This is a genomic window from Lentzea sp. NPDC059081 (assembly GCF_042738015.1).
Lineage (GTDB): Bacteria > Actinomycetota > Actinomycetes > Mycobacteriales > Pseudonocardiaceae > Lentzea.
Genome location: NZ_JBHYGW010000005.1, coordinates 465,983 through 485,544, shown reverse-complemented (window position 1 = coordinate 485,544; position 19,562 = coordinate 465,983). Strand labels below are relative to the sequence as shown.

18 protein-coding genes are annotated in these 19,562 nt (G+C 71.4%); 9 read left to right on the top strand and 9 right to left on the bottom strand.

Translation table 11 applies throughout. The annotated features are described in order from the left end of the window. Positions 1-4: 4 nt before the first annotated feature. On the bottom strand, positions 5-1,246 hold the full coding sequence (locus tag ACFWV3_RS15310; RefSeq protein WP_382411790.1) for a glycosyl hydrolase: 1,242 nt from the start codon (positions 1,244-1,246) through the stop codon (positions 5-7). After that, entirely contained in the window at positions 1,243-2,274 is a 1,032-nt protein-coding gene (locus tag ACFWV3_RS15305; protein WP_382411789.1) for a LacI family DNA-binding transcriptional regulator, read from the bottom strand. The genes ACFWV3_RS15310 and ACFWV3_RS15305 overlap by 4 nt, the downstream gene beginning before the upstream one ends. A gap of 102 nt (positions 2,275-2,376) precedes the next feature. On the opposite strand from ACFWV3_RS15305, the gene ACFWV3_RS15300 reads away from it, so the two are divergent. Genes ACFWV3_RS15300 through ACFWV3_RS15280 form a run of 5 tightly spaced genes read left to right on the top strand, consistent with a single transcriptional unit; the run spans position 2,377 to position 8,894 of the window. Further along, positions 2,377-3,660, top strand: a complete 1,284-nt coding sequence (locus tag ACFWV3_RS15300) for an ABC transporter substrate-binding protein (RefSeq protein WP_382411787.1) — start codon at positions 2,377-2,379, stop codon at positions 3,658-3,660. 13 nt (positions 3,661-3,673) lie between these two features. Continuing rightward, the gene (locus ACFWV3_RS15295) at positions 3,674-4,603 is read left to right on the top strand and encodes a carbohydrate ABC transporter permease (protein ID WP_382411786.1); all 930 of its coding nucleotides are present in this window, start codon (positions 3,674-3,676) and stop codon (positions 4,601-4,603) included. Positions 4,604-4,615: 12 nt separating this feature from the next. After that, positions 4,616-5,470: a carbohydrate ABC transporter permease gene (locus ACFWV3_RS15290; protein WP_382411785.1), complete on the top strand. Its 855-nt coding sequence runs from the start codon at positions 4,616-4,618 to the stop codon at positions 5,468-5,470. Next, on the top strand, positions 5,467-7,641 hold the full coding sequence (locus ACFWV3_RS15285; RefSeq protein WP_382411784.1) for a glycoside hydrolase family 3 protein: 2,175 nt from the start codon (positions 5,467-5,469) through the stop codon (positions 7,639-7,641). Before ACFWV3_RS15290 ends, ACFWV3_RS15285 begins: the two co-directional genes overlap by 4 nt. Next, complete coding sequence (locus tag ACFWV3_RS15280; protein WP_382411783.1) at positions 7,629-8,894, top strand: glycoside hydrolase family 125 protein; 1,266 nt, start codon at positions 7,629-7,631, stop codon at positions 8,892-8,894. The genes ACFWV3_RS15285 and ACFWV3_RS15280 overlap by 13 nt, the downstream gene beginning before the upstream one ends. Before the next feature lie 5 nt (positions 8,895-8,899). On the opposite strand, the gene ACFWV3_RS15275 is transcribed toward ACFWV3_RS15280, so the two are convergent. The 3 genes from ACFWV3_RS15275 to ACFWV3_RS15265 all read right to left on the bottom strand — a co-directional run bounded on the left by ACFWV3_RS15275 (position 8,900) and on the right by ACFWV3_RS15265 (position 12,031). Next, on the bottom strand, positions 8,900-10,591 hold the full coding sequence (locus tag ACFWV3_RS15275) for an aminotransferase class V-fold PLP-dependent enzyme (protein WP_382411782.1): 1,692 nt from the start codon (positions 10,589-10,591) through the stop codon (positions 8,900-8,902). 131 nt (positions 10,592-10,722) lie between these two features. Beyond that, positions 10,723-11,388, bottom strand: coding sequence for a DUF3159 domain-containing protein (locus ACFWV3_RS15270; RefSeq protein WP_382411781.1), 666 nt, complete (start codon positions 11,386-11,388; stop codon positions 10,723-10,725). Between the two features lie 88 nt (positions 11,389-11,476). Next, on the bottom strand, positions 11,477-12,031 hold the full coding sequence (locus tag ACFWV3_RS15265; RefSeq protein WP_382411780.1) for an NADPH-dependent F420 reductase: 555 nt from the start codon (positions 12,029-12,031) through the stop codon (positions 11,477-11,479). A 162-nt stretch (positions 12,032-12,193) separates the two neighbouring features. Here ACFWV3_RS15265 and ACFWV3_RS15260 point away from each other — a divergent pair, with 162 nt between their 5' ends. Beyond that, entirely contained in the window at positions 12,194-13,153 is a 960-nt protein-coding gene (locus tag ACFWV3_RS15260; RefSeq protein ID WP_382411821.1) for a LysR substrate-binding domain-containing protein, read from the top strand. Between the two features lie 4 nt (positions 13,154-13,157). Here ACFWV3_RS15260 and ACFWV3_RS15255 read toward each other — a convergent pair whose 3' ends face one another. Then, positions 13,158-13,661 carry a MarR family winged helix-turn-helix transcriptional regulator gene (locus ACFWV3_RS15255; RefSeq protein WP_382411778.1) on the bottom strand — a complete coding sequence of 168 codons (504 nt, stop codon included), beginning with the start codon at positions 13,659-13,661 and terminating at the stop codon, positions 13,158-13,160. A 173-nt stretch (positions 13,662-13,834) separates the two neighbouring features. Here ACFWV3_RS15255 and ACFWV3_RS15250 point away from each other — a divergent pair, with 173 nt between their 5' ends. Both ACFWV3_RS15250 and ACFWV3_RS15245 read left to right on the top strand, forming a co-directional pair. Continuing rightward, positions 13,835-14,197 (top strand): nuclear transport factor 2 family protein, encoded by a 363-nt coding sequence (locus ACFWV3_RS15250; protein ID WP_382411776.1) that lies wholly within the window; start codon positions 13,835-13,837, stop codon positions 14,195-14,197. 164 nt (positions 14,198-14,361) lie between these two features. After that, positions 14,362-15,135 carry a maleylpyruvate isomerase family mycothiol-dependent enzyme gene (locus tag ACFWV3_RS15245; protein ID WP_382411775.1) on the top strand — a complete coding sequence of 258 codons (774 nt, stop codon included), beginning with the start codon at positions 14,362-14,364 and terminating at the stop codon, positions 15,133-15,135. Between the two features lie 10 nt (positions 15,136-15,145). Here the strand turns inward: ACFWV3_RS15245 and ACFWV3_RS15240 are convergent, their stop codons facing one another. Both ACFWV3_RS15240 and ACFWV3_RS15235 read right to left on the bottom strand, forming a co-directional pair. Then, a complete protein-coding gene (locus ACFWV3_RS15240; protein WP_382411773.1) occupies positions 15,146-15,811 on the bottom strand; it encodes a response regulator in 666 nt (221 codons plus the stop codon). Then, the gene (locus tag ACFWV3_RS15235; protein ID WP_382411771.1) at positions 15,808-16,938 is read right to left on the bottom strand and encodes a sensor histidine kinase; all 1,131 of its coding nucleotides are present in this window, start codon (positions 16,936-16,938) and stop codon (positions 15,808-15,810) included. The genes ACFWV3_RS15240 and ACFWV3_RS15235 overlap by 4 nt, the downstream gene beginning before the upstream one ends. A 206-nt stretch (positions 16,939-17,144) precedes the next feature. On the opposite strand from ACFWV3_RS15235, the gene ACFWV3_RS15230 reads away from it, so the two are divergent. Then, positions 17,145-18,128, top strand: coding sequence for an NAD(P)-dependent alcohol dehydrogenase (locus tag ACFWV3_RS15230; protein WP_382411770.1), 984 nt, complete (start codon positions 17,145-17,147; stop codon positions 18,126-18,128). A 23-nt stretch (positions 18,129-18,151) separates the two neighbouring features. On the opposite strand, the gene ACFWV3_RS15225 is transcribed toward ACFWV3_RS15230, so the two are convergent. After that, the gene (locus tag ACFWV3_RS15225) at positions 18,152-19,531 is read right to left on the bottom strand and encodes a carotenoid oxygenase family protein (protein WP_382411769.1); all 1,380 of its coding nucleotides are present in this window, start codon (positions 19,529-19,531) and stop codon (positions 18,152-18,154) included. Positions 19,532-19,562: the final 31 nt, after the last annotated feature.

Below are 19,562 nucleotides of genomic sequence, written 5' to 3'. Positions count from 1 at the left end.
GGGCTCAGGCCACCGCCGCGCGGTCGACCTCCCGGACGCCCCTGGCCTCCAGCGCCGCGGGAGAAGCAGCCGTCGTGCTCGTGACCACCCCGACGTCGACGCCCCGCTCCCGGAGTTCGTGCCAGCGCTCGAAAACCGCGCCCCCCGGTCCGAGAGCCGCGCGGGACAGCGGAAGATCGCCGTCGACATCGACGACGACGCCGACCGTGCGCGGAGTCGGCCGCACGCCGCGCTTCGCCTCGGAGATCAGCTCGGCGAACCGGCGGCCGAGCGGCTTCACCCGGTTCTCGGTGTCGAGCAGGCCGAGCGAGTACTCGAGGTCCTTGTAGTCCCCGAGCGAACGCGAGACGTCGTGCGAACACCACCAGGTGATCGCGTACAGGTCGGTGGTCGTCAACGCGGCTTCGACAGTGCGCGTGCAGAACTCCGGCATCTCGGCCTCGGCCAGGTTCATCGACGGCGCCCCGACTTCTTGCAGCCAGACCTTGCGCGCGGGATCCGTCGCGAACGCCTTCGACAGCTCGATCATCCACTCGGCGTGCCGCACCGACTGCGGCGACAGCGCGCCATAGCGGGCCGCCGTGCCGTTGAAGATCCACGAGTGCACGGTCGTCACGTCGCCGAGACGGCTCGCGTGCGTGGGCACGAACGGGTGCTCGTCGCGGTACCAGAGGTGGTCGTTCTCGCTGTGCGCCAAGAGATGGCGCGGGTCTCGGTCGCGCGGGGCGGTCAGCAACGAGGTCAGCCAGTGGCTCACCTCCGCCGTCGTGGCCGGCATCGCCGCGGGGTTGGGCAGCTGGAACTGGTTGAGCTCGTTGCCGAGCGTGAGTCCCAGGAAGTTCGGCTTGTCGCGCACCGCGTCGTACACGGCGGCGACGAGCGCGGCCTGCGCCTCGACGGCGAGCGGGTCGGTGAACATGTTGCCGTCGTGCCAGTTCACCAGCCAGGCGGGGACGAAGTCGAACCCGGACATGTGGCCCTGGATGACGTCGACCGCGATGTCGAGGCCGAACTCGGCGGCGAGGTCGGCCACCAGCGCGATGTCGTCGAGGGCGCGCTGCCGGATGAGGGTGCGGTTCGGTTGCAGCACGGGCCACAGCGGGAAGACCCGCACGTGGTCGGCGCCGAGCCCGGCGATCGCCGCGAAGTCCGCGCGCACGGCGTCGGGCTCGACGGCCATCCACTGGAACATCCAGTCCTTCGACGGGGTGTAGTTGACGCCGAACCTGGGGACGGTCGTGGTCAAGAGCTTTCCTCGCGGTTGTTCGGAGCGGGTGCCGTGGACTCGCGCACGAGCAGACGGCGGCCGCTGACGGTCTGGGCGGTGACGTCCTCGCCGCGGACGAGCCGTTCGAGCAGGGCGACGGCGGCGCGGGCGCTTTCCTCGACGGGGGCGTCGAAAGCGGTGAGGCGCGGACGCACGATGGTCGACACCCAGGAGTCCTCCCAGGCGATCACCGACAGCTGTTCGGGTACCCGCACACCGACCTCCGGCGCGTGGGCGACGATCTCGGCCGCGATGGTCTCGCTGTCGACGATGATCGCCGTCGCCTCGCCCAACCGGCCGAGCAGGTCGGCGACCGGGTCCTCCGCCCGCGGGTTCCACGTGGCGACGGCGGCCTGGACGCCGCGTTCCCGTGCCGCGGAACGGAACCTCTTGTCCCTGGCGCGGGTGTGGGCGAGTCCGGGGGCGTCGGTGACGCGGGTGACGGCGCGGTGGCCGAGCCCGGTGAGGTGGTCCAGCACCTCGGCGAACGCCGTGCCGTCGCGCACGGTGACCGCGGCGACGGGACCGGGGACGGGAGCGCCGAGCAACGCGGCCGGGGCGCCGAGCTGCTCGACGAGCGCGAGTCGCGGGTCGTCGTCGCGCACGTCGACGAGCAGGAACGCGTCCACGCGCTGCTCGCCCCACCACTGCCGGTAGACCTGCTCCTCCTCGTCGGCCCGCACGAGCGTCAGCGACAGCGACCACCCGATGTCGGCCAGCGGTTCGGTCAGCCCGGCGAGCAGGCGCATGAAGAACGGGTCGCGGCCGAACGTGCCCCGCGACCGGGCGATGACGAGACCGAGGCTCCTGCCGCCCTGGCCGGAGACCTTGCGGCTCGCGAAGTTCGGGCGCCAGTTGAGCTCGTCGGCGGCGGCGCGGATGCGGGCGGCGGTGGCTTCGGAGACGTTCGGCCGTCCGTTGAAGACGTGCGACACCGCGGACGGGGACACGCCCGCGAGCCGGGCCACGGCGGCGATTGTCACGCGCTTGGTGCTGGGTTCACTCATGACACCCCCGAGGTTAGGGTCGTTGACCGCCGCTTGTAAAGCGGTATACCTTGCTCGCCACTTGATGTGTACCGCTATACAAGACCACCTCGCGGAGGCCCCGTGTCCAACGCCATCAGCAGGCGCACGTTGCTGCGCGCCGCGGTCGGAGGGGGCATCGCCGTGCCGTTGCTCTCGGGGTGCGGTGCTCTCATGCCCGCCTCGGACCGGCCCGGCGCGCTCTCCGTGCACACCCAGCTCAGCGGCGCGGTCGCGGGCGCCCAGGTCTTCGCCGACTCCGTCGCCACCTACGAACGCCGCACCGGCCGCACGGTCGCGTTGCTCAAGAACGGGTCCGACCTGCCGATCGTCTTCGAGACCAGCTCCCTGGCCGGCGAGGAGGCCGACGTCGCCCTGGTGAACCTGCAGGGCCGCACGCTCTCCTGGACCCCGCTCGGCGCGACGATCCCGCTCAACGACCTGCTCGACGAGTGGGAGCTGCGCGACAAGATCATCCCCGCGGCGCTGGAGGAGTGGACCGACCCCGCCGGCAACCTGCGCGCGTTCCCCTTCACCCGCACCAACTGGCCCGTCTCCTTCAACACGCGGCTGCTGGAGCAGGCCGGGGTCGGGATCCCGACGACGTCCGACGAGCTGATCGCCGCCGCGGAGGCGTTGCGCTCCAAGGGAATCGGCCCGGTGACGGTCGGCGGGTCCGACTGGAGCGGGCAGAAGCTGTTCCTGCAGATCCTCCAGGGATTCCTCACCACCGAGGAGGCCAAGAAGGTCTTCGCGAGCGGCAAGCTGTCCGAGAGCCCCGGTGCCATCGCCGGTGTCCAGCACTTCGTGGAGCTGCGGGACGCGGGCGTCTTCGTCGACGCCGTTCAGGGGTACACGTCCGACTCCGAACTGACGCAGTTCAACACCGGCAAGGCCGCGATCGTGCCGGCGATGTCCTCGGCCCTGGCGAAGGTGCCCGCGGAACGGGCCGAGGAGGTCACCGTCGGCGGCTGGCCCAAGCCGTCGCGCGGGGGCGTGCTGGCACACCCGAGCGTGATCCGCAGCTTCAACGGCCACGGCGTGTGGATCAGCGAGAACGGCTCGAAGAAGCTCGACCTGATCAAGCCGTTCGTGCAGTACCTCTACAGCGACGAGGTCACCGACGCGATGATCCTCGGCTCCGGCCGCGACATGAGCCGGATCACCAGCACCGTCAGCCAGAACTTCCCGCTCGTCGCCCAGACGTCCCGGCTCACCGAGCAGCAGGTCTCCCCGGTGCTGCTGCCCGACCTGCTCATCCCGCAGAACGCGTTCGAGCCGATGATCCAGGCCACCGCCGCGGCCTACGGACCGATCTCCGCCGAACGCGTCGTCGACGTCTTCGAGCGGGCCTACGCCACGGCGTGAGGAAGGACCCACCTTGACCGCTCTCACCGAAGTGGCCGTCACGGCCGCTCCCGAACCCTCCACGCCACCCGGCCGCGCCCGGCGCCCGTCGTTGCGAGAGCGCTTTCCCGGCTTCGCCCTGCCCGCGCTGATCTGGTACGCGGTCTTCATGGTCGGCCCGGTCGTGGCGATGATCGTCATCGGCTTCCTGTCCTGGCCGGGCATGCTCGTCGAACCGGGGTTCGCGGGCCTGGACAACTTCCGCCGCGTGTTCGCCGACGAGAACTTCTGGACGGCGGCGGGCAACTCGGCGCTCCAGATCGTCGCCGGCCTCCCGGTGATGATCGTGCTGGCGTTCCTGCTCGCGTTCTACGTCGTGCAGAAACCGCGTGGCCACAAGGTGTTGCGCTACCTGCTCTTCATCCCCGCGCTCATCTCCGCGCCGGCGACCGCGATGGTCTTCTACGCGATGCTCAACCCCGACGGCCTCCTGAACGGGGTGCTGCGGCCGCTCGGGTTCGACGGCACCGCCTGGCTCGCCGACCCGTCCACCGCGCTGGGCGCGATCGTCGCCGTCGAGCTGTGGAGCGGGATCGGGTACTCGGCGGTGCTGATCGCCTCGCGACTGGACGGCGTCGACGCCGAGATCGTGCAGGCGGCGCGCATCGACGGCGCGGGGGACTGGCGGATCGCCTGGCGCATGTACTGGCCGATCGCCCGCGACTTCATCGGTGTCGTGACGATGCTGCAGTTCCTGTCGATGCTGTTCAACTCGGCCCAGACCGTGCTGCTGCTGACCCAGGGCGGCCCCGGCACGGCGACGACCACGCTGTCGTACCTCGTGTACCGCAAGGCGTTCGTCGAGACCGACCTCGGCTACAGCCAGGCCGTCGGCCTGGTCCTCTTCGTGCTGGGCCTGCTGGGCATGGGCGCGATCCGCAGGGTGCTCCGCGCCAGCCACTGACCCAAGGAGTCCATGATGGCCCGGACCGCCCTCCGCCCGTTGCGCGACCGCGTCGGCTCGATCACCAGCGGCACGCTGGCGTGGATCTACGCCGCCCTGCTGGTCGTGCCCTTCTACTACTTCGTCGTCTCGGCGTTCAAGACGAACGAGGAGATCTTCGAGTCGCCGCTGGCGTTGCCGGGGACGTGGGACCTCGGCAACTTCGCCACCGCGATCCGCCAGGCCGACCTCGTCCTCGCGGTCGCGAACTCGGTGCTGACGACCGTCGGCGCGCTCGTGCTGACGCTGCTGCTGGCGTTGCCCGCCTCGTTCGCGCTGGCCCGCTCGACCGGCAGGCTCGGCAAGGCCGTCGAGAACGTCTTCGCGCTCGGCTTCCTCATCCCGTCGTTCGCCGCCCTGTTCCCGACCTTCCTGCTGGCGGCGGCACTCGGCCTCTTCCACAGCCGCACGTTCATCGTCTTCCTGCTGCCGGCCACGGCGTTGCCGCTGTCGATCGTGATCCTCACGTCGTTCATGCGGACCATCCCGCGCGAGCTGGAGGAAGCGGCGTCGATGGACGGCGCGTCGACCCTCCAGGTGCTGCGCCAGGTCTACCTGCCGATCTGCGTGCCCGGCATCGCGACCGTGCTGCTGCTGAACTTCCTGTCGTTCTGGAACGCCTACCTGTACCCGTTGATCCTCACCGGGCCAGACACCGCGCAGCGCACGATCCAGGTCGCCCTGCCGACGTTGAAGGTCGACGCGGGCACCGACTACGGCGTGCTGATGGCGGGCACGTTGTTCACGCTGCTGCCGGTGTACCTCGTCTACACGGTGTTGCAGCGGCAGATGCAGCGCGCGCTGGTCTCCGGGGCTGTCAAGGGATGATCGCGGCTTCGTCACTTCCCCTGCGGGTCCGGGTCGGGCAGGTCAACCAGCGCCTCAAGGGCTGGGAGGCGCTCCGGTGGGTCGACGGCGCCCCGCGGGTGACCGACGTGCTGCGGCGCGAGGTCGACCGGTTCGGCGGCATCGGCGCGATCTACGGCGTCCTGCGCGCCGACCCGTGGTCCGCCGTCCACTGGCACAACGGGATCCCGCCCGAACGCAGTGCGGAAGCCTGTGCGGCCGTGCAGGAGTACGTGACGCGCAACGGGTGCGGTGTGCCCGTGCTGTTCGTGGAGGAGGCGCCGCACGGCCTTCAGGCGCTCGGCGCGACGACGTTGCCGGTCAACCTCGCGCTCGGGGCCGGCATGGACGTCGGCCTGACCGAGGAGCTCGCGGCCGCGGTCGGTGCCGAAGCGCGGTCGCGAGGGACGCACGTCGCCCTCGTGTCGGGTCTGGACGTGCTGCGCGACCCCCGTTGGGGCCGTGCCGAGGAATGCTTCAGCGAGGACCCCGCACTCGCCGCGATGCTCGTGGCGGCGACCGTGCGCGGGATGCAGGGGCACGTCGCCGTCGTCGCGAAGCACCTCGCGGTCCAGGGCGCCGGGATCGGCGGCCGCAACGGGTCGGGCGCACCGATCGGGCCTCGCGAGCTCGGCGAGGTGCACCTGCGGCCCGCCTTCGCCGCCGCACGCGCCGGTGTCGCCGGGTTCATGGCCGCCTACAACGACATCGACGGCGTACCGTGCAGCGCCAACCGCGCTCTCCTCACCGGCACGCTCCGCGACGAGTGGGGGTGGGACGGCATCGTCATGGCCGACGGCACCGCGATCGACCGCCTCCGCGACAGCGCACCCGACCCGGCAGCCGCGGCCGCGCTGGCCCTGCGCGCGGGCGTCGACCTGAGCCTGTGGGACGAGGCGTTCACGCACCTCGACGAGGCGCTGGACCGCGGGCTCGTCGACGAGAGCGACCTCGACCGCGCCGTCGACCGCGTGCTGGCCCTCAAACACCGCGTCGGCCTGCTGGACGCTCCGGCCCCGGTCGCTCGCGACATCGCGAGCCTCGTCGACCGCGCCGCCCGCCAGGCCGTGGTCCTCGTGCACGGCAAGCTACCGCTCGACGCCGCCGCCACGGTGGCGCTCATCGGCCCCAACGCCGACGACCTGGACGCGCAGCTCGGCGACTACACCCCGCCCCGGCCTGCCGACGATCCCGGCGCGTCGACCGTGCGGTCGGCGCTCGTGGCACGGCTCGGTGACGACTGCGTGCTGCACGCGCCCGGTTCGCGCGTCCGCACCGCGCTGGGCCCGGAAGCGCTTGCGGCAGTGGAGTCCGCCGCCGATCGCGCGGACGTCTGCGTGCTGGTGCTCGGCGGGACCAGCCGCCGCAGCTACAGCGACGAGTTCGCCGACAACGGCGCGGTCGAGGGCCCGGCGGTGGACACGACCAACGGCGAAGGCGTCGACCTCGCGTCGATCGCACTGCCCGAACCGCAGCTCGAACTCGCGCGCACGGCCCGTGCGAGCGGCAAAACGGTCGTGGCCGTGGTCGTCGACGGACGTCCACGCGCCCTCACCGAACTGGCCGCACTCGTGGACGTCCTGCTCGTCGTCCCGTTCCCCGGCCCGAGTGGCGGCGCCGCCATCGTGAGCGCGCTCTTCGACGGCACGGCGTCAGGGCGCCTGCCGGCGTCGTTCCCCGTGGCCGACGGCGTCTTCCCGGTCGCCCACGACGAACGCAGGGAGACCGCGCGCGGCTACCTCGACCACCGGCATCCCGCCGGAATCCCCTTCGGCAGCGGGGTTTCCGTTGCCGCCGAGGTGCGCGAGGCGACGTACAGCATCTCCGCCGCGGAACTCGGCAACGGCGGGTCGGTGCTGGTCGAGGTCGACATCACCGAAGCCGGGCCCGCTGCCGTGCCGCTCTACGGCTGTCGGCACGAGCTCGGCGTGCGACCCCGCCGCCGAACGCTGCTCGCCGTGCGGCGGGTGCAGGACGAGACGACGATCGAGTTCGAGCTGGGCCTCGACGAGCTCGGCTCGTGGGCGACCGGACAGCCGGTCGCGGTGCCGGTGGAGATCGGCATCTGGAGCACCGACGAGACGGACGAACCGGCGCACGCCGTGCGAGTCCGTGTCACCGACGAGAACGGAACCACTCCGTGGCAACGGTAGACGAGACGATCAGCGCCGCCGCCGCGCGCGTGCGCACCGCAGCCGGCGACCGCATCGCCGACATGGTCGAGGCCGCACTCCACCGCACGCTGCGCGACACCATCACGATCGGCGACGACGGCAGCGCGTTCGTCATCACGGGCGACATCCCGGCCATGTGGCTGCGCGACTCCACCACCCAGCTCACGCCGTACCTGAGGTTCCTCGCCGACTGCCCACCGCTCGCCTCGCTCGTGACGGCCGTCGTGCGCCGTCAGTTCGCCTGCCTGGCTCACGACCCCTACGCCAACGCGTTCAACAACGGCCCGACCGGTGCTCACTACGAACCCGGCGACCTGTGCGACGACCCGCACGTGTGGGAGCAGAAGTACGAGATCGACAGCCTCTCCTACCCGGTCACGCTCGCCCACAAGCTCTGGCGCGCAACGGGTTCGACCGAGGTGTTCGACGCGCGCACGCATCGAGTCCTGCACAGGGTCGTCGCGCAACTACGTCTGGAACAACGGCACGACGAGTCCTCGTACCGCTTCGAACGCCCCGGGGCGATCCCGACCGAGACCCTCGCACGCGGCGGCCGCGGCACCCCCGTCGCCGACACCGGCATGACGTGGAGCGGCTTCCGCCCCTCCGACGACGCCTGCACCTACGGCTACAACATCCCGGCCAACCTCTTTGCGGCGCAAGCGTTGCTGGCGATCGCAGAGATCGCCGACGTCTACGACGACACCACGCTCGCCTCGGAAGCCCTTGGGCTGTCGCGCGAACTCGTGAACGGCGTCGAGACGCACGGCGTCGTCGAACACGAGGGCAAGCGCATCTACGCCTACGAGGTAGACGGTCTCGGCGGCGTGCTGTGCATGGACGACGCCAACACACCGTCGTTGCTCTCGCTGCCACTCCTGGCACCCGACGTGGTCGACACCGAGATCTGGCAGGCAACACGTGGATTCGTCCTGAGCGACGCCAACCCGTACTACTTCCGCGGCAGCATCGCGAGCGGAGTCGGCAGCCCGCACACGAAACCCGGCCGCGTGTGGCCGATCGCCCTCGCCGTCGAAGGCCTCACGGGCACCCCGGCCGACCGGCGGCGGCTGCTCCAGCTGATCGCCGGCACCGACGCGGGCACCGGCCACGTCCACGAGAGCTTCGACCCCTCCGACCCGGCCGCGTTCTCCCGGCCGTGGTTCTCCTGGGCCGACTCGATGTTCTGCGAGCTCGCGCTGGCCGTCGCCGACGACCACCCCGTGCGGTGACCCGGTCAGGGCTCCAGGCAGACCGGCGGCAGGACGAACCAGCGCAGCGCCTCGACGTCGTCCGGCAGGCAGGTAGGCCCGTCCTCGGTCACCTCCTGGCGGGCCATGAGCAGACGTCGGGCGTCCTCGAGCTGCGTCGCCAGGGCCGTGTCGTCACCCCGACGCGCTGACACCCGCGCGTGCGTGGTCACCGCGGCGCGCAGATCGGGCAAGGTCGTGGAGAACATCGCGGTGTCGCGATGACGCCACAGCCCGGTGCCGGGGTCGAAGGCGTAGTCGGGCAGCAGCCGGTGGCCGTGGGCCGCGACCAGCCGCACGGCCTCGACGAGGTAGTCGCGGACGGCGTCGGTGATGAAGTAGCTGAAGTTGAGCCGCACCCAGCCCGGCTTGATCCCGTGGCACCCGGCCGCGATGGTGCACCGGAAGCGGTCGGACTGCTCGGCGTCGATGTGGAGCAACCGGTGCCCGTACGGACCCGCGCACGAGCAGCCGCCGCGGGACTGGACGCCGAACAGGTCGTTGAGCACGGCGACCACGAAGTCGTGGTGCAGGAACCGGTCCCCGCTCCGGACGCGGAACGACACGATCGACAACCAGTCGGCCCGGTGGTCGCCGAGGATCTCGATGCCGGGATCCTCCCGCCACGAGGCGAGGACGTGCTGCCACAGCCGCTCCTCGCTCGCCTGGATCACGTCGGTCCCCACGGCGTCCTTGAGCGCGAACACCAGGCCCGCGCGAACGGACTCGACGATCGCCGGCGTGCCCCCTTCCTCCCTGGCCACCACGTCGTCTAGGTAACGGTGTCCCTCCGGGCCGACGTACGCCACCGTGCCACCACCGGGCACCGTGGGAACCTCGTTGGCGACCAGCTCCTGACGCACCACCAGCACACCCGGCGTCTGCGGACCGCCGACGAACTTGTGCGGTGACAAGAAAATCGCGTCCTTGTGGTCGCCAGACCCCGGCGCGCTCTCCTTCATGCGAACGGGCACGTGCGGCCCGGCCGCCGCGTAGTCCCACAAGGACAAAGCGCCGTGCTCGTGCAACAACGCGGCGATGCGGTCGGTGTCGCTCAGCACGCCGGTCACGTTGGACGCGGCCGAGAAACTGCCGATCCGCAGCGGCCGATCGGCGTACCGCACCAGTTGCTCGCGCAGCTCGGCGAGGTCGACCTGCCCGCAGTCGTCCTCCCCGATGACCACGACGTCCGCAATGGACTCACGCCACGGCAGCTCGTTGGAGTGGTGTTCGTAGGGCCCGACGAACACGACGGGCCGCTCCGCACGGGGAATGTGCTTCGCCAGGGAATGCTTCCGGTCGAGCCCGGCGGGCAGCCGGATCTCCAGGATACCGATGAGCTTGGTGACCGCGGCCGTGGCACCGGACCCGCAGAAGATCACCAGGTCGTCCTCCGTGCCCCCGACCGAGTCGCGGATGAGCCTGCGCGCCTGCTCCCGCAACCACATCGTGTACCGGCCGGTGCCGGAACTCTCGGTGTGGGTGTTGGCGTACCAGGGCAGGACCTGCGCACGGATGAAGTCCTCGACGAAGTCCAGCGCCCTGCCCGACGCCGTGTAGTCGGCGTAAACGATCCTCCTCGGCCCGTAGGGACCGTCGAGCACCTCGTTGTCGCCGATGATCCCGCGCCGGATGCGGTGGAGCAGGATGTCTGACGGGCTGGAGACTTCGCCGATCATCTTTTCAGTATGCGACCGTGTTTCCGGTGCCTGGTGGGCTGTTCGGCCCACTGGCGCGAAGTCTCCGTCTCGAATGGAGCTCGTGCTCGGCGCCTTCGCGGCCGATCAGTGGCTCATTCCCGATCGGTGGCTCACTCCTGATCAGGGGAGGTGACGGGAAGCAGCCGGGTGCCGCGTCGCCACGCCCAGAAGACGATCAGCGCGGCCAGGACGGTCAGCGGCCAGCCCATCGCGATCCGGGCGATACCCAGCCAGCCCGTCTCGTCGCTGACGTAGAGCCACTGCTGCACGGCGAACCGGGCCCCGGAAACCGCGGCGACGGCGAGGGTGGCGACGTCGTGGGCGCGCAGCACGCGGCGCTCGGTCCGCCAGGCGTGCTCGCCGCCGTGCGCGAGGTTCCACGCGACACCGGTCAGCGGCCTGCGCACCAGCACCGAGCCGAGCGTGAGGACGAACACCGCCAGGTAGGCCCAGATGCCGATGACGAAGAAGTCCCGGGCCGACCCGGTCAGGCTGACGACGCCGATGGCGACGGCGAGCCCGAGCAGCCCGCCCGCGGCCGGTGCGAACCGCTCGCCGCGCAGCAGCCGGTAGCCGGCGATGGCCAGTCCCACGGCGACGGACACGACGATCGTCGCCGTCAGCGGCAGGAACGCGTTGGCCGCCACGAACACCGCGACGGGGATGGCGGAGTACACGAACCCGGCCGGGCCGCCGATCTGGTCGAGCGGTGCCGGCCGCCTCGAACCGGACGTGCGAACGGCTCGAGCTTCGCCTGCCGGACCGGCCGGGTTCATGTCGCCTCCTGCGTCTCGTGGTCGAGTCCAGGTAAGGCCGTGCCGCAACGGCATGGTCAAGCCGCTGTGGCGCGCGCCATGCGACGGGTCAGAGCTGTCCGGGCGGTGCCATCCGGTAGACGAACTCGCCGAGCCCGGACTGCGCGATCGAGAACATCACCCCGGCCAGGCCCTCCTGCGTGGCGGCCATGCCGAGGTTACCCAGCCGCACCGCCTCGTACCCCGCGTCGAGGCTGAGCCGGCTGACGACGTCCCCGGCCTCGTCGTCACCGGACCACAGGTTGCCCGGCCGGGCCCTGGCGCCGGCGACCTGACCGAAGAGGGTGGCGAAGTTGGTGTTGAACGCCTTGGCGGTCGGCCCTCCCGTCACCGACTTCACGTACTCGGCGTTGGAGGAGAACCCGTCCGCGGGGCGGGCGCCGCCGTAGAGGTTCGTGGCGTCGACCACCGTCTTGCCCGCGAGTCCGGCCACAGAGGACAGTGCCTTCTCCACGGCGTCCCCGGGAACGGCGAGCAGCACGACCTCCGCGCCGCTGACGTCGCCGCCGTCACGCCCGAGCCGCGTCACGCGGTGCCCGGAGCGTTCCCACAGGTCGGCCAGTCCGCCGCCGATGTTGCCTCGTCCGAGCACGGTGATGTCCATGGTTCTCCCTGCTGAGGTGGAAAGTGGAGGCGGCCTGTCACGCGAACGGGGGACCGGCTCCGGCGGAACGACGCGGAAGGTCTTCCGCCGTGCGCCGAGCCTACGACGATCAAGCGGCCGGCAGCCAAGACCTGTCCGGCCGCCCAGCGGTAGGATTCGTCTATCGATATCACTCCTCGCGTCCTCCGCTACTTCGTCGCCGTGGCCGAGGAACTGCACTTCGGCCGCGCAGCCGCACGGCTCTACATCGCCCAGCCGTCCTTGAGCCACCAGATCCGCAAGCTCGAAGAGGAACTGGGAACCCCGCTGTTCGTGCGGTCGAGCCGCAGCGTGCAGCTCACCGCGGCGGGCCGGACGTTGGCCCGTGAAGCTCCGAACGCGTTGGCGGCGTTGGACCAGGCCGTGCAGCTCACCCGTCAGGCGGGAGCGGGGATCACGGCGACGATCCGGTTGGGATACACGCCTGTGACGGGCCTCGGCACGCTCACGGCGCTCCTGGAGGCTCTCCGAGAAGAGCACCCCGGGTTCGTGATCGACGCACGGGAGCACTTCAGCGCCGAGATCCCCGAACGGCTCCGCGCCGGCGACCTGGACATCGGTCTCGCCCTCTCCCCGCAGTCTCTCGAAGGGGTGAAGAGCGAGGTCCTCCGGCGGGAGCGGGTGACGGCGGTCCTGAGCGCTCGCCACCGGCTTGCCGACGCGCCGAGGATCCCGGTGACACTGCTGCGCGACGAGACGTTGCTGCTGTTCGCCCGCCGTCTCGCACCGGCCTACTACGACGGCATCGTCGCCGCGTGCCAGGAAGCCGGCTTCACGCCGACGGTCTGGGCGTTCGACGAACCACCGGTGAACGCCACGCTCGCCCGGCTCTCCAGCGGGCCCGAGGTCAGCCTGGCTCCGGCGTCGTTCGCCGAGCACGCCGCCAGGAACAGCCCCGGCATCGTCCTCCGCGAGGTCGTGGAACCGCCGATCATGGCGGAGCTCTCCGTGTTGTGGCCCGCGCACGACCCGTCGCCCGCCATCGCGGGCGTCGTCGAGACGGCCCGTCGATGTGCCGAGCGCAACCGGTGGCTGCGGCATCCCGAAGCCTGGCTTCGTCGCTCGTCACCCCGCGGGCGCTGACAGGTCAGCCGTCCAGGTTGGCGATGATCTTCTCCGCGACGGTCCGCAGCTGCCGGATCTCCGTCCAGGTGAGGCCGGCCAGCACCGTGTCGCGGGCGAAGGCGTCCTGCGCCGGCAGCACCCGGTCGACGAGGTCGAGACCGCGCGGGGTGAGCACGGCCTGGTAGGCGCGGCCCTTCTCCGGGGTGTCCTCGCGGCGCAGCAGCCCGGCGGTCTCGAGGGCGCGCAGCGCGTGGGAGAGACGGCTCTTGTGGAACCGCAACGCCCCGCTCAGCTTGCTGAGCCCCATCGTGTGCCGGTCGGCGCCCGCGAGCAGGGCGAGGATCTTGAAGTGGCTGTGCGGGATTCCGCCGTCGAGCTGCGTCTTGCGCTCGAGCTCCGCCTCGACGAGGTGCGCGAGGATCACCAGCGACTGCCAGTCCTCCCGCGTCACCGGTGGCGTGGCAGCCTCGGCGGACCGGCGGGTCCGCCCCTTCCCGCCTGGTCGCGGCGACGCGAGATCAGCCACGGGGTCATCCACTCCCAGGGTTGCCGAACGACGAACCCGTCCGACTATAGTGAGTTGAGAGTTCAACTCACTCAGCCACCCCGCGCTGCGGGCGCGGCTGACGTACGAGACCGACACCCCGCATGACGTTCGTCGTCACCACCGGCGGCGCGTCGACCTCAGGGAGATCTGCGATGTCCAACAAGGAAATCCTGCTCACGGCCATGCGGGAGCTGTTCCACGACAAGGACGTGACGGCGCTCGACCGGTACTGGGCCGAGCCGTACGTCCAGCACAGCCCCAACCTGCCCAACGGCCTGGACGGGCTGCGCGCCGCCGTGCCGGCGCTGGAGGGGTTCAGCTGGAACCCCGTGCGGGTGTTCGAGGACGGCGACTTCGTGATCGCGCACAGCCGGGTGAGCGGCTGGCACCCGGACGGCGACGCGGCGATCGTCGACGTCTTCCGCTTCGAGAACGGGCGCATCGTCGAGCACTGGGACGTCGTCCAGCCCTACGTCGAGGCGGACCGGACCGTCAGCGGCAACTCGATGCTCTGAGCGCGTTCGTGCACACCGTGGCCCGGCCCGAGCGCGAGAGCAGGGTGTCGGGTCCGCGCGTCCCTCGACGAGGCGTGCTCGGCCGGTCCCGGCGGGCGCGCGGCCGGGACGACTTGGTGCCGAACGGTCGGAACACCCGCGGCGGTCCGGGAGTTGGGGGAGGTATGAGTCAACTCGTGGACCGCACGATCGCCGTCCTGCGGGCCGAGCACGACGTGCTCGCCGGCCTCGTCCGCACCCTCACCGACGACCAGCTCGCCCTCACCAGCGGCGCCTCGGAGTGGACCGTCGCCCAGGCCCTGTCGCACCTCGGCAGCGGCGCGGAGATCGGCCGCGCGCCGATCGCCAGTGCCGCCGGGGACACCGTGGAGGCCGAGGACAACCAGACCATCTGGGCCCGCTGGGACGCGTCCGCGCCGCGTGCGCAGGCCGAGGGGTTCGTCGAGACCAACGGGCGCTGGGTCGAGATGGTCGAGGCGCTCACGCCCGAGCAGCGCTCGTCGCTGACCGTCGACCTCGGCTTCCTGCCGGAGCCCGTTCCGCTGCTGACCGCACTGGGCATGCGCCTCAACGAGGTGGCCAACCACTCGTGGGACGTGCGGGTGGCGTTCGACCAGGACGCCGGGGTGGACGCGGACTCGGCCGCGGTGCTCGTCGACCTCCTGAGCGGGCCGCTGGGCTTCATGCTCGGCTTCCTCGCGAAGCCGGCCGAGCTCGCGGCGCCGGTGTCCGTCGCGATCCCCGGTGCCGGGCTGGTGATCGACGACGCGGTGACCGTGGTGGACCACCTCGAGGCACCGTCCGCGACGTTCGACGGACCGCAGGAGGCGTTCGTCCGCCTGCTCAACGGCCGTCTCAAGGCGCCCCACGACAAGGCGGTCGCCGTCGAGGGCAGCGTGACGCTCGACGACCTGCGCCGCGTGTTCCCCGGCTTCTGAGCAGCCGCGGTCACGGCAGCCGGCCTGGGCGGACCAGGCCGGCCTCGTAGGCGAACACCACGAGCTGGGCGCGGTCCCTGGCGCCGAGCTTGACCATCGCCCTGGACACGTGGGTCTTGGCCGTGGCGGGGCTGACCACCAGCCGGGCGGCGATCTCGTCGTTGGACAGGCCGGTGCCCACCAGCGCGACCACCTCCCGTTCCCGTGCGGTGAGCTCCGCCAGCAGCCGCGGCGCCGCGGGGGCGGCGGTCCGCGCCGCGAACTGCTCGATCACCCTGCGGGTGATGCCGGGCGACAGCAGGCCGTCGCCGGCGGCCACGACCCGCACACCGCGGATGAGCTCGTCGGGCAGGGTGTTCTTCACGAGGAACCCGGCGGCGCCGCCGCGCAGCGCCTCCCCGACGTACTCGTCCAGCTCGAACGTGGTGAGCACGACGACCCTGACCCCGGACAGCGCCGGGTCGCCGGCGATCTGCCGGGTGGCGGTCAGCCCGTCCACACCGGGCATCCGGATGTCCATCAGGACCACGTCGGGACGGGTCTGCCCGGCCAGCCGCACCGCGTGCGCGCCGTCGCCCGCCTCGCCGACGACCTCGATGTCCGGTTCGGCGTCCAGCAGCGCCCGGAAACCGGCGCGCACCAACGCCTGGTCGTCGGCGAGGAGGACGCGGATCACGGCGTGGGCTCCGTGCCGCCCAGGGGCAGGCAGGCCCGGACGCGCCACCCGCCGTCGGGTGACGGCCCGGCCGACACCCGGCCGCCGAGCGCCGCGGCGCGTTCGCGCATGCCGGTGATCCCGTTGCCCGCCGGAGCGGGCGCCGCCTCCGAGCCTGCTGCTCCACCGTCGTCGTCGACCCGGACCACCAGCTCGTCCGGCCGGTACTCGAGGGTGATCGTGGCGGACGCGCCCCGTGCGGCGTGCCGGCGGACGTTGGTCAACGCCTCCTGGACGATCCGGTACGCCGCCCGGCCGACCCCGGCGGGCAGCGGCCGGGGCGCACCGCTGACCGCGGTCCGGACCGGCAGACCGGCGTCGGCGGTCAGCCCGTCCAGCTGCTCCAGTCCCGGCGCCGGTGCACGCGGTGCCGTGGCGCCGGCCGGGTGGAGCGTGGTGAGCACCGCCTGGACTTCGTGCAGCGCCTCGGCACTGGCCTGCTGGATCGTGGTGAGCGCCGCCCTGGCCTGCTCGGGTTCGCGGTCCATCAGGTGCAGTCCCACCCCCGCCCGGATGTTGATGAGGGAGAGGTGGTGGCCCAGGACGTCGTGCAGTTCGGCGGCGATCCGCAAGCGTTCCTCGCCGGCCTGCCTGAGTTTCCGCTCCTCGGCCAGCCGCCGCTGCTCGGCGAACGCCCTGCGGACCGGACCGGCCGCGGCGGTGGCCAGTTCGGTGAGAGCGCACCCGCCGGCGACGAACGCGGCCGCCGTCACCGTCTGGTTCGCGGTGGCACCGGTGGCCACCGCCCAGAGCGCGCAGGACGCGGCCGCCACCGTCCAGACCAGCGGGCGGTACCCGGCGGCGATGGCGGCCGAGGCACCGATCATCGGCGCGATGAACATCAGCCCCGGCGGATGGCCCAGCGCGTGGTAGGCGAGGGTCGCGGCGGCCACGATGACGAAGTTCCGCCGCGGGAACCGGTGCCGGTCCGCCAACGCCAGCGCGCTGAACACGAGGAGCCCGTACCCCAGGAGCCCCACGCCGGACGGCTGTCCGCGGGTGGCGATCGCGGTTCCCGCCGCCTGGAGCACCGCGGTCAGCACCGCGAGCCCTGGCCCGGCCTGGTGGTGCCGACTGGACCAGGTCATGTCAGCACTGTAAGCGAGCGACCCGCGGACCGGGTCTGCCCGACGGAGGTGGTGCGGCTACTCCCGCCGGGGTAGCCGCGTTCCCGTTCTACCGCAGGGGGAGCAGCTCCGATGTCGTCGTCCGTCCGACGCGGTTCCCCGGCGTACGAAGACATGCTGTGCCGGCATGACTTGCAGCAAGCCGGCTTCCACGCCGAGGAGACCCCGTGAAAGCGATCGTGCAGGACTACTACGGTTCCCCGGACGCGTTGCGGTTCGAGGAGGTCGAGACACCCACTGCCGCAGACGACGAGGTGGTGGTCCGAGTGCACGCGGCCTCGGTCAATCCCTATGACTGGCACGTGATGCGCGGCGACCCGTACCTGTCGCGCCTGGTGTTCGGCCTCGGTCGTCCCCGGCGGAGGATCCGCGGCCGCGACTTCGCGGGCCGCGTCGACTCGGTCGGCACAGCGGTGACCAGCTGGCGCCGAGGCGACGAGGTGTTCGGCGACCTGGGCGCCGCCAACGGTGCGTTCGCCGAGTACGTGTCCTTGCCCGCCACCATGATCGAGGCGAAACCGGCCACCCTGACCTTCGAGCAGGCGGCCGCGCTACCGCTGGCCGCGACCACCGCCCTCACCTGCCTGCGCGACGCAGCCGAAGTGGAGCCGGGGCAACGGATCCTGGTCAACGGAGCCTCCGGCGGCGTGGGCACCTTCGCGGTCCAGCTCGCGAAGACCTTGGGCGCGGACGTGACCGCCGTGTGCAGCACCGCGAACGTCGAACTGCTCGAGTCGATCGGCGCCGACCACGTCATCGACCACACCCGCGAGGACTTCTCCCGTTGCGGCCGGCGCCACGACGTCGTGCTGGACCTGGTCGGCAACCGGTCGCTGACCGACTGCCGACGCGTGCTGACACCTCGTGGAACCCTTGTGCTGTCGGGAGGTGGCTCCTCCCGGGGCGGCAGCCTCGTCGGCCCGATGGGCCTGACCGTCCGGGGACAGGTGCTGGCGCGGTTCGTCCGGCACCGGGTGGTCGCACCGCTGGCGGCGCCGGGCGCCGAGAAGCTGGCGACGCTGAGGGAGCTGGCCGAGTCCGGGAGGATCACGCCGGTCATCGACCGGACCTTCCCGTTGAGCGACGCGGCCGAGGCCATCAGGTACCTCGAACTCGGCCATGCGAGCGGGAAGGTCGTCATCACGGTGTGAGCGAGGGGTCTGGCCTTGACGCGTCAGGCGAGGTCCGCGATCCACGCGCCGTGGAACCCCATCGGCACCCGGCGCGGCAACCGGACGGACGCGACCGGCCCGGCCGCCACGTCGGAGGCGTCCAGGACCAGCAGCTCGGCGGCGTGCTCGCTGCTGGTGATCGACAGCAGCCAACCGCTGTCCTCGCCGTCGTCGTCCGCCGCCGGGACGAACTCGGCCTCGCCGGCGTGCCAGCCGTCGGGCAGCACGTGCTCGTGCCGTGCGCCGGTCGTGGTGTCGTACTTGACGATCGCGGGCCGGACGGAGTCGCGCAGCAGCGGTGCGCTGACCGCGTACACGAAGCGGTGGCCAAGCCCGGCGTGGTTGTCGTTGACGGTCGGGAACTCCACCGGCAGGTCGTCGACCGCGCCCTCGTGGACCGTGCCGAGCCGCGGGTCGATGGTCCAGCGGTAGATGTTGCCGCCGACGGAGGGCGTGGACGCCAGCGCGGTCGACAGGTCGGCGTACCCGCCGAGTCCCGACCAGATCCGGGTGAACCCGGTCGCGTCGTAGGCCACCGCGTCGATCACCACGCGCCCTTGCGCGTCCTCGAAGGCGTTGCCCACGTGGAAGGCGTAACCGGGCTCGACGTCGAACCACCGCACGTCGGCGTTGCGGCCACGGCGCGGCATGACCCCGATGCGCGGCCTGTGCTGGTCGCTCCACCGGTACGGCAGGCCGGGTTCGCGCGTGAGCTCCACGTCGAACACGACCGGCAGGTCCAGCCACACGACGTGGTGCTCGGTGATCGCGAAGTCGTGCATCATCGTCGGCGCGGGAACCTCGATCTCGGCGGTGTGCACGATCTCGCTGTCCGCGGTGGCGACGTGGTAGGTCAGGAACGGCGGCCGCACGCCGTAGCCGAAGAAGTGCAGCTCGCCGGTCTTCGGGTCGGCCTTCGGGTGCGCGGTCATCGCGGTCTTCAGCCTGCCGCCGAAGTCGAACGGCCCGACGGTGTCGAGCTCGGCGGTCATCTCGATCGGGAAACCGTTCTCCACCAACGACAGGATGCGCCCGTTGTGGTGCAGCACGCTCGTGTTCGACGTGTTGTTGCGCAGCACTCCGTTCGGACCGGCGGGGTTCGCCATGTCCGGGCGCACGCCCTGCAGCATCGGCGTGCGCACCCACCGGTTGCGGTACCACCCGGCCCGCCCGTTCTCCAGCCGGATGCCGTGCAGCATCCCCTGACCGGCGAAGTTGTGGCCGGGATCGGTGCCGGGCAACGGGTTCGCGCCGTTGCGGAAGTAGCGCCCGGACAGCTCGGAAGGCAGCGTTCCGGTCACCTCCAGGCCGAAGTCCTCGATCTCGTCCGGCACCGGTGCCATGAACCCGTCGAAGTAAGCGGGTCGGTCGACAGTCGTCATGCCGCCCAGCATGCCGCACATCACTATGCGG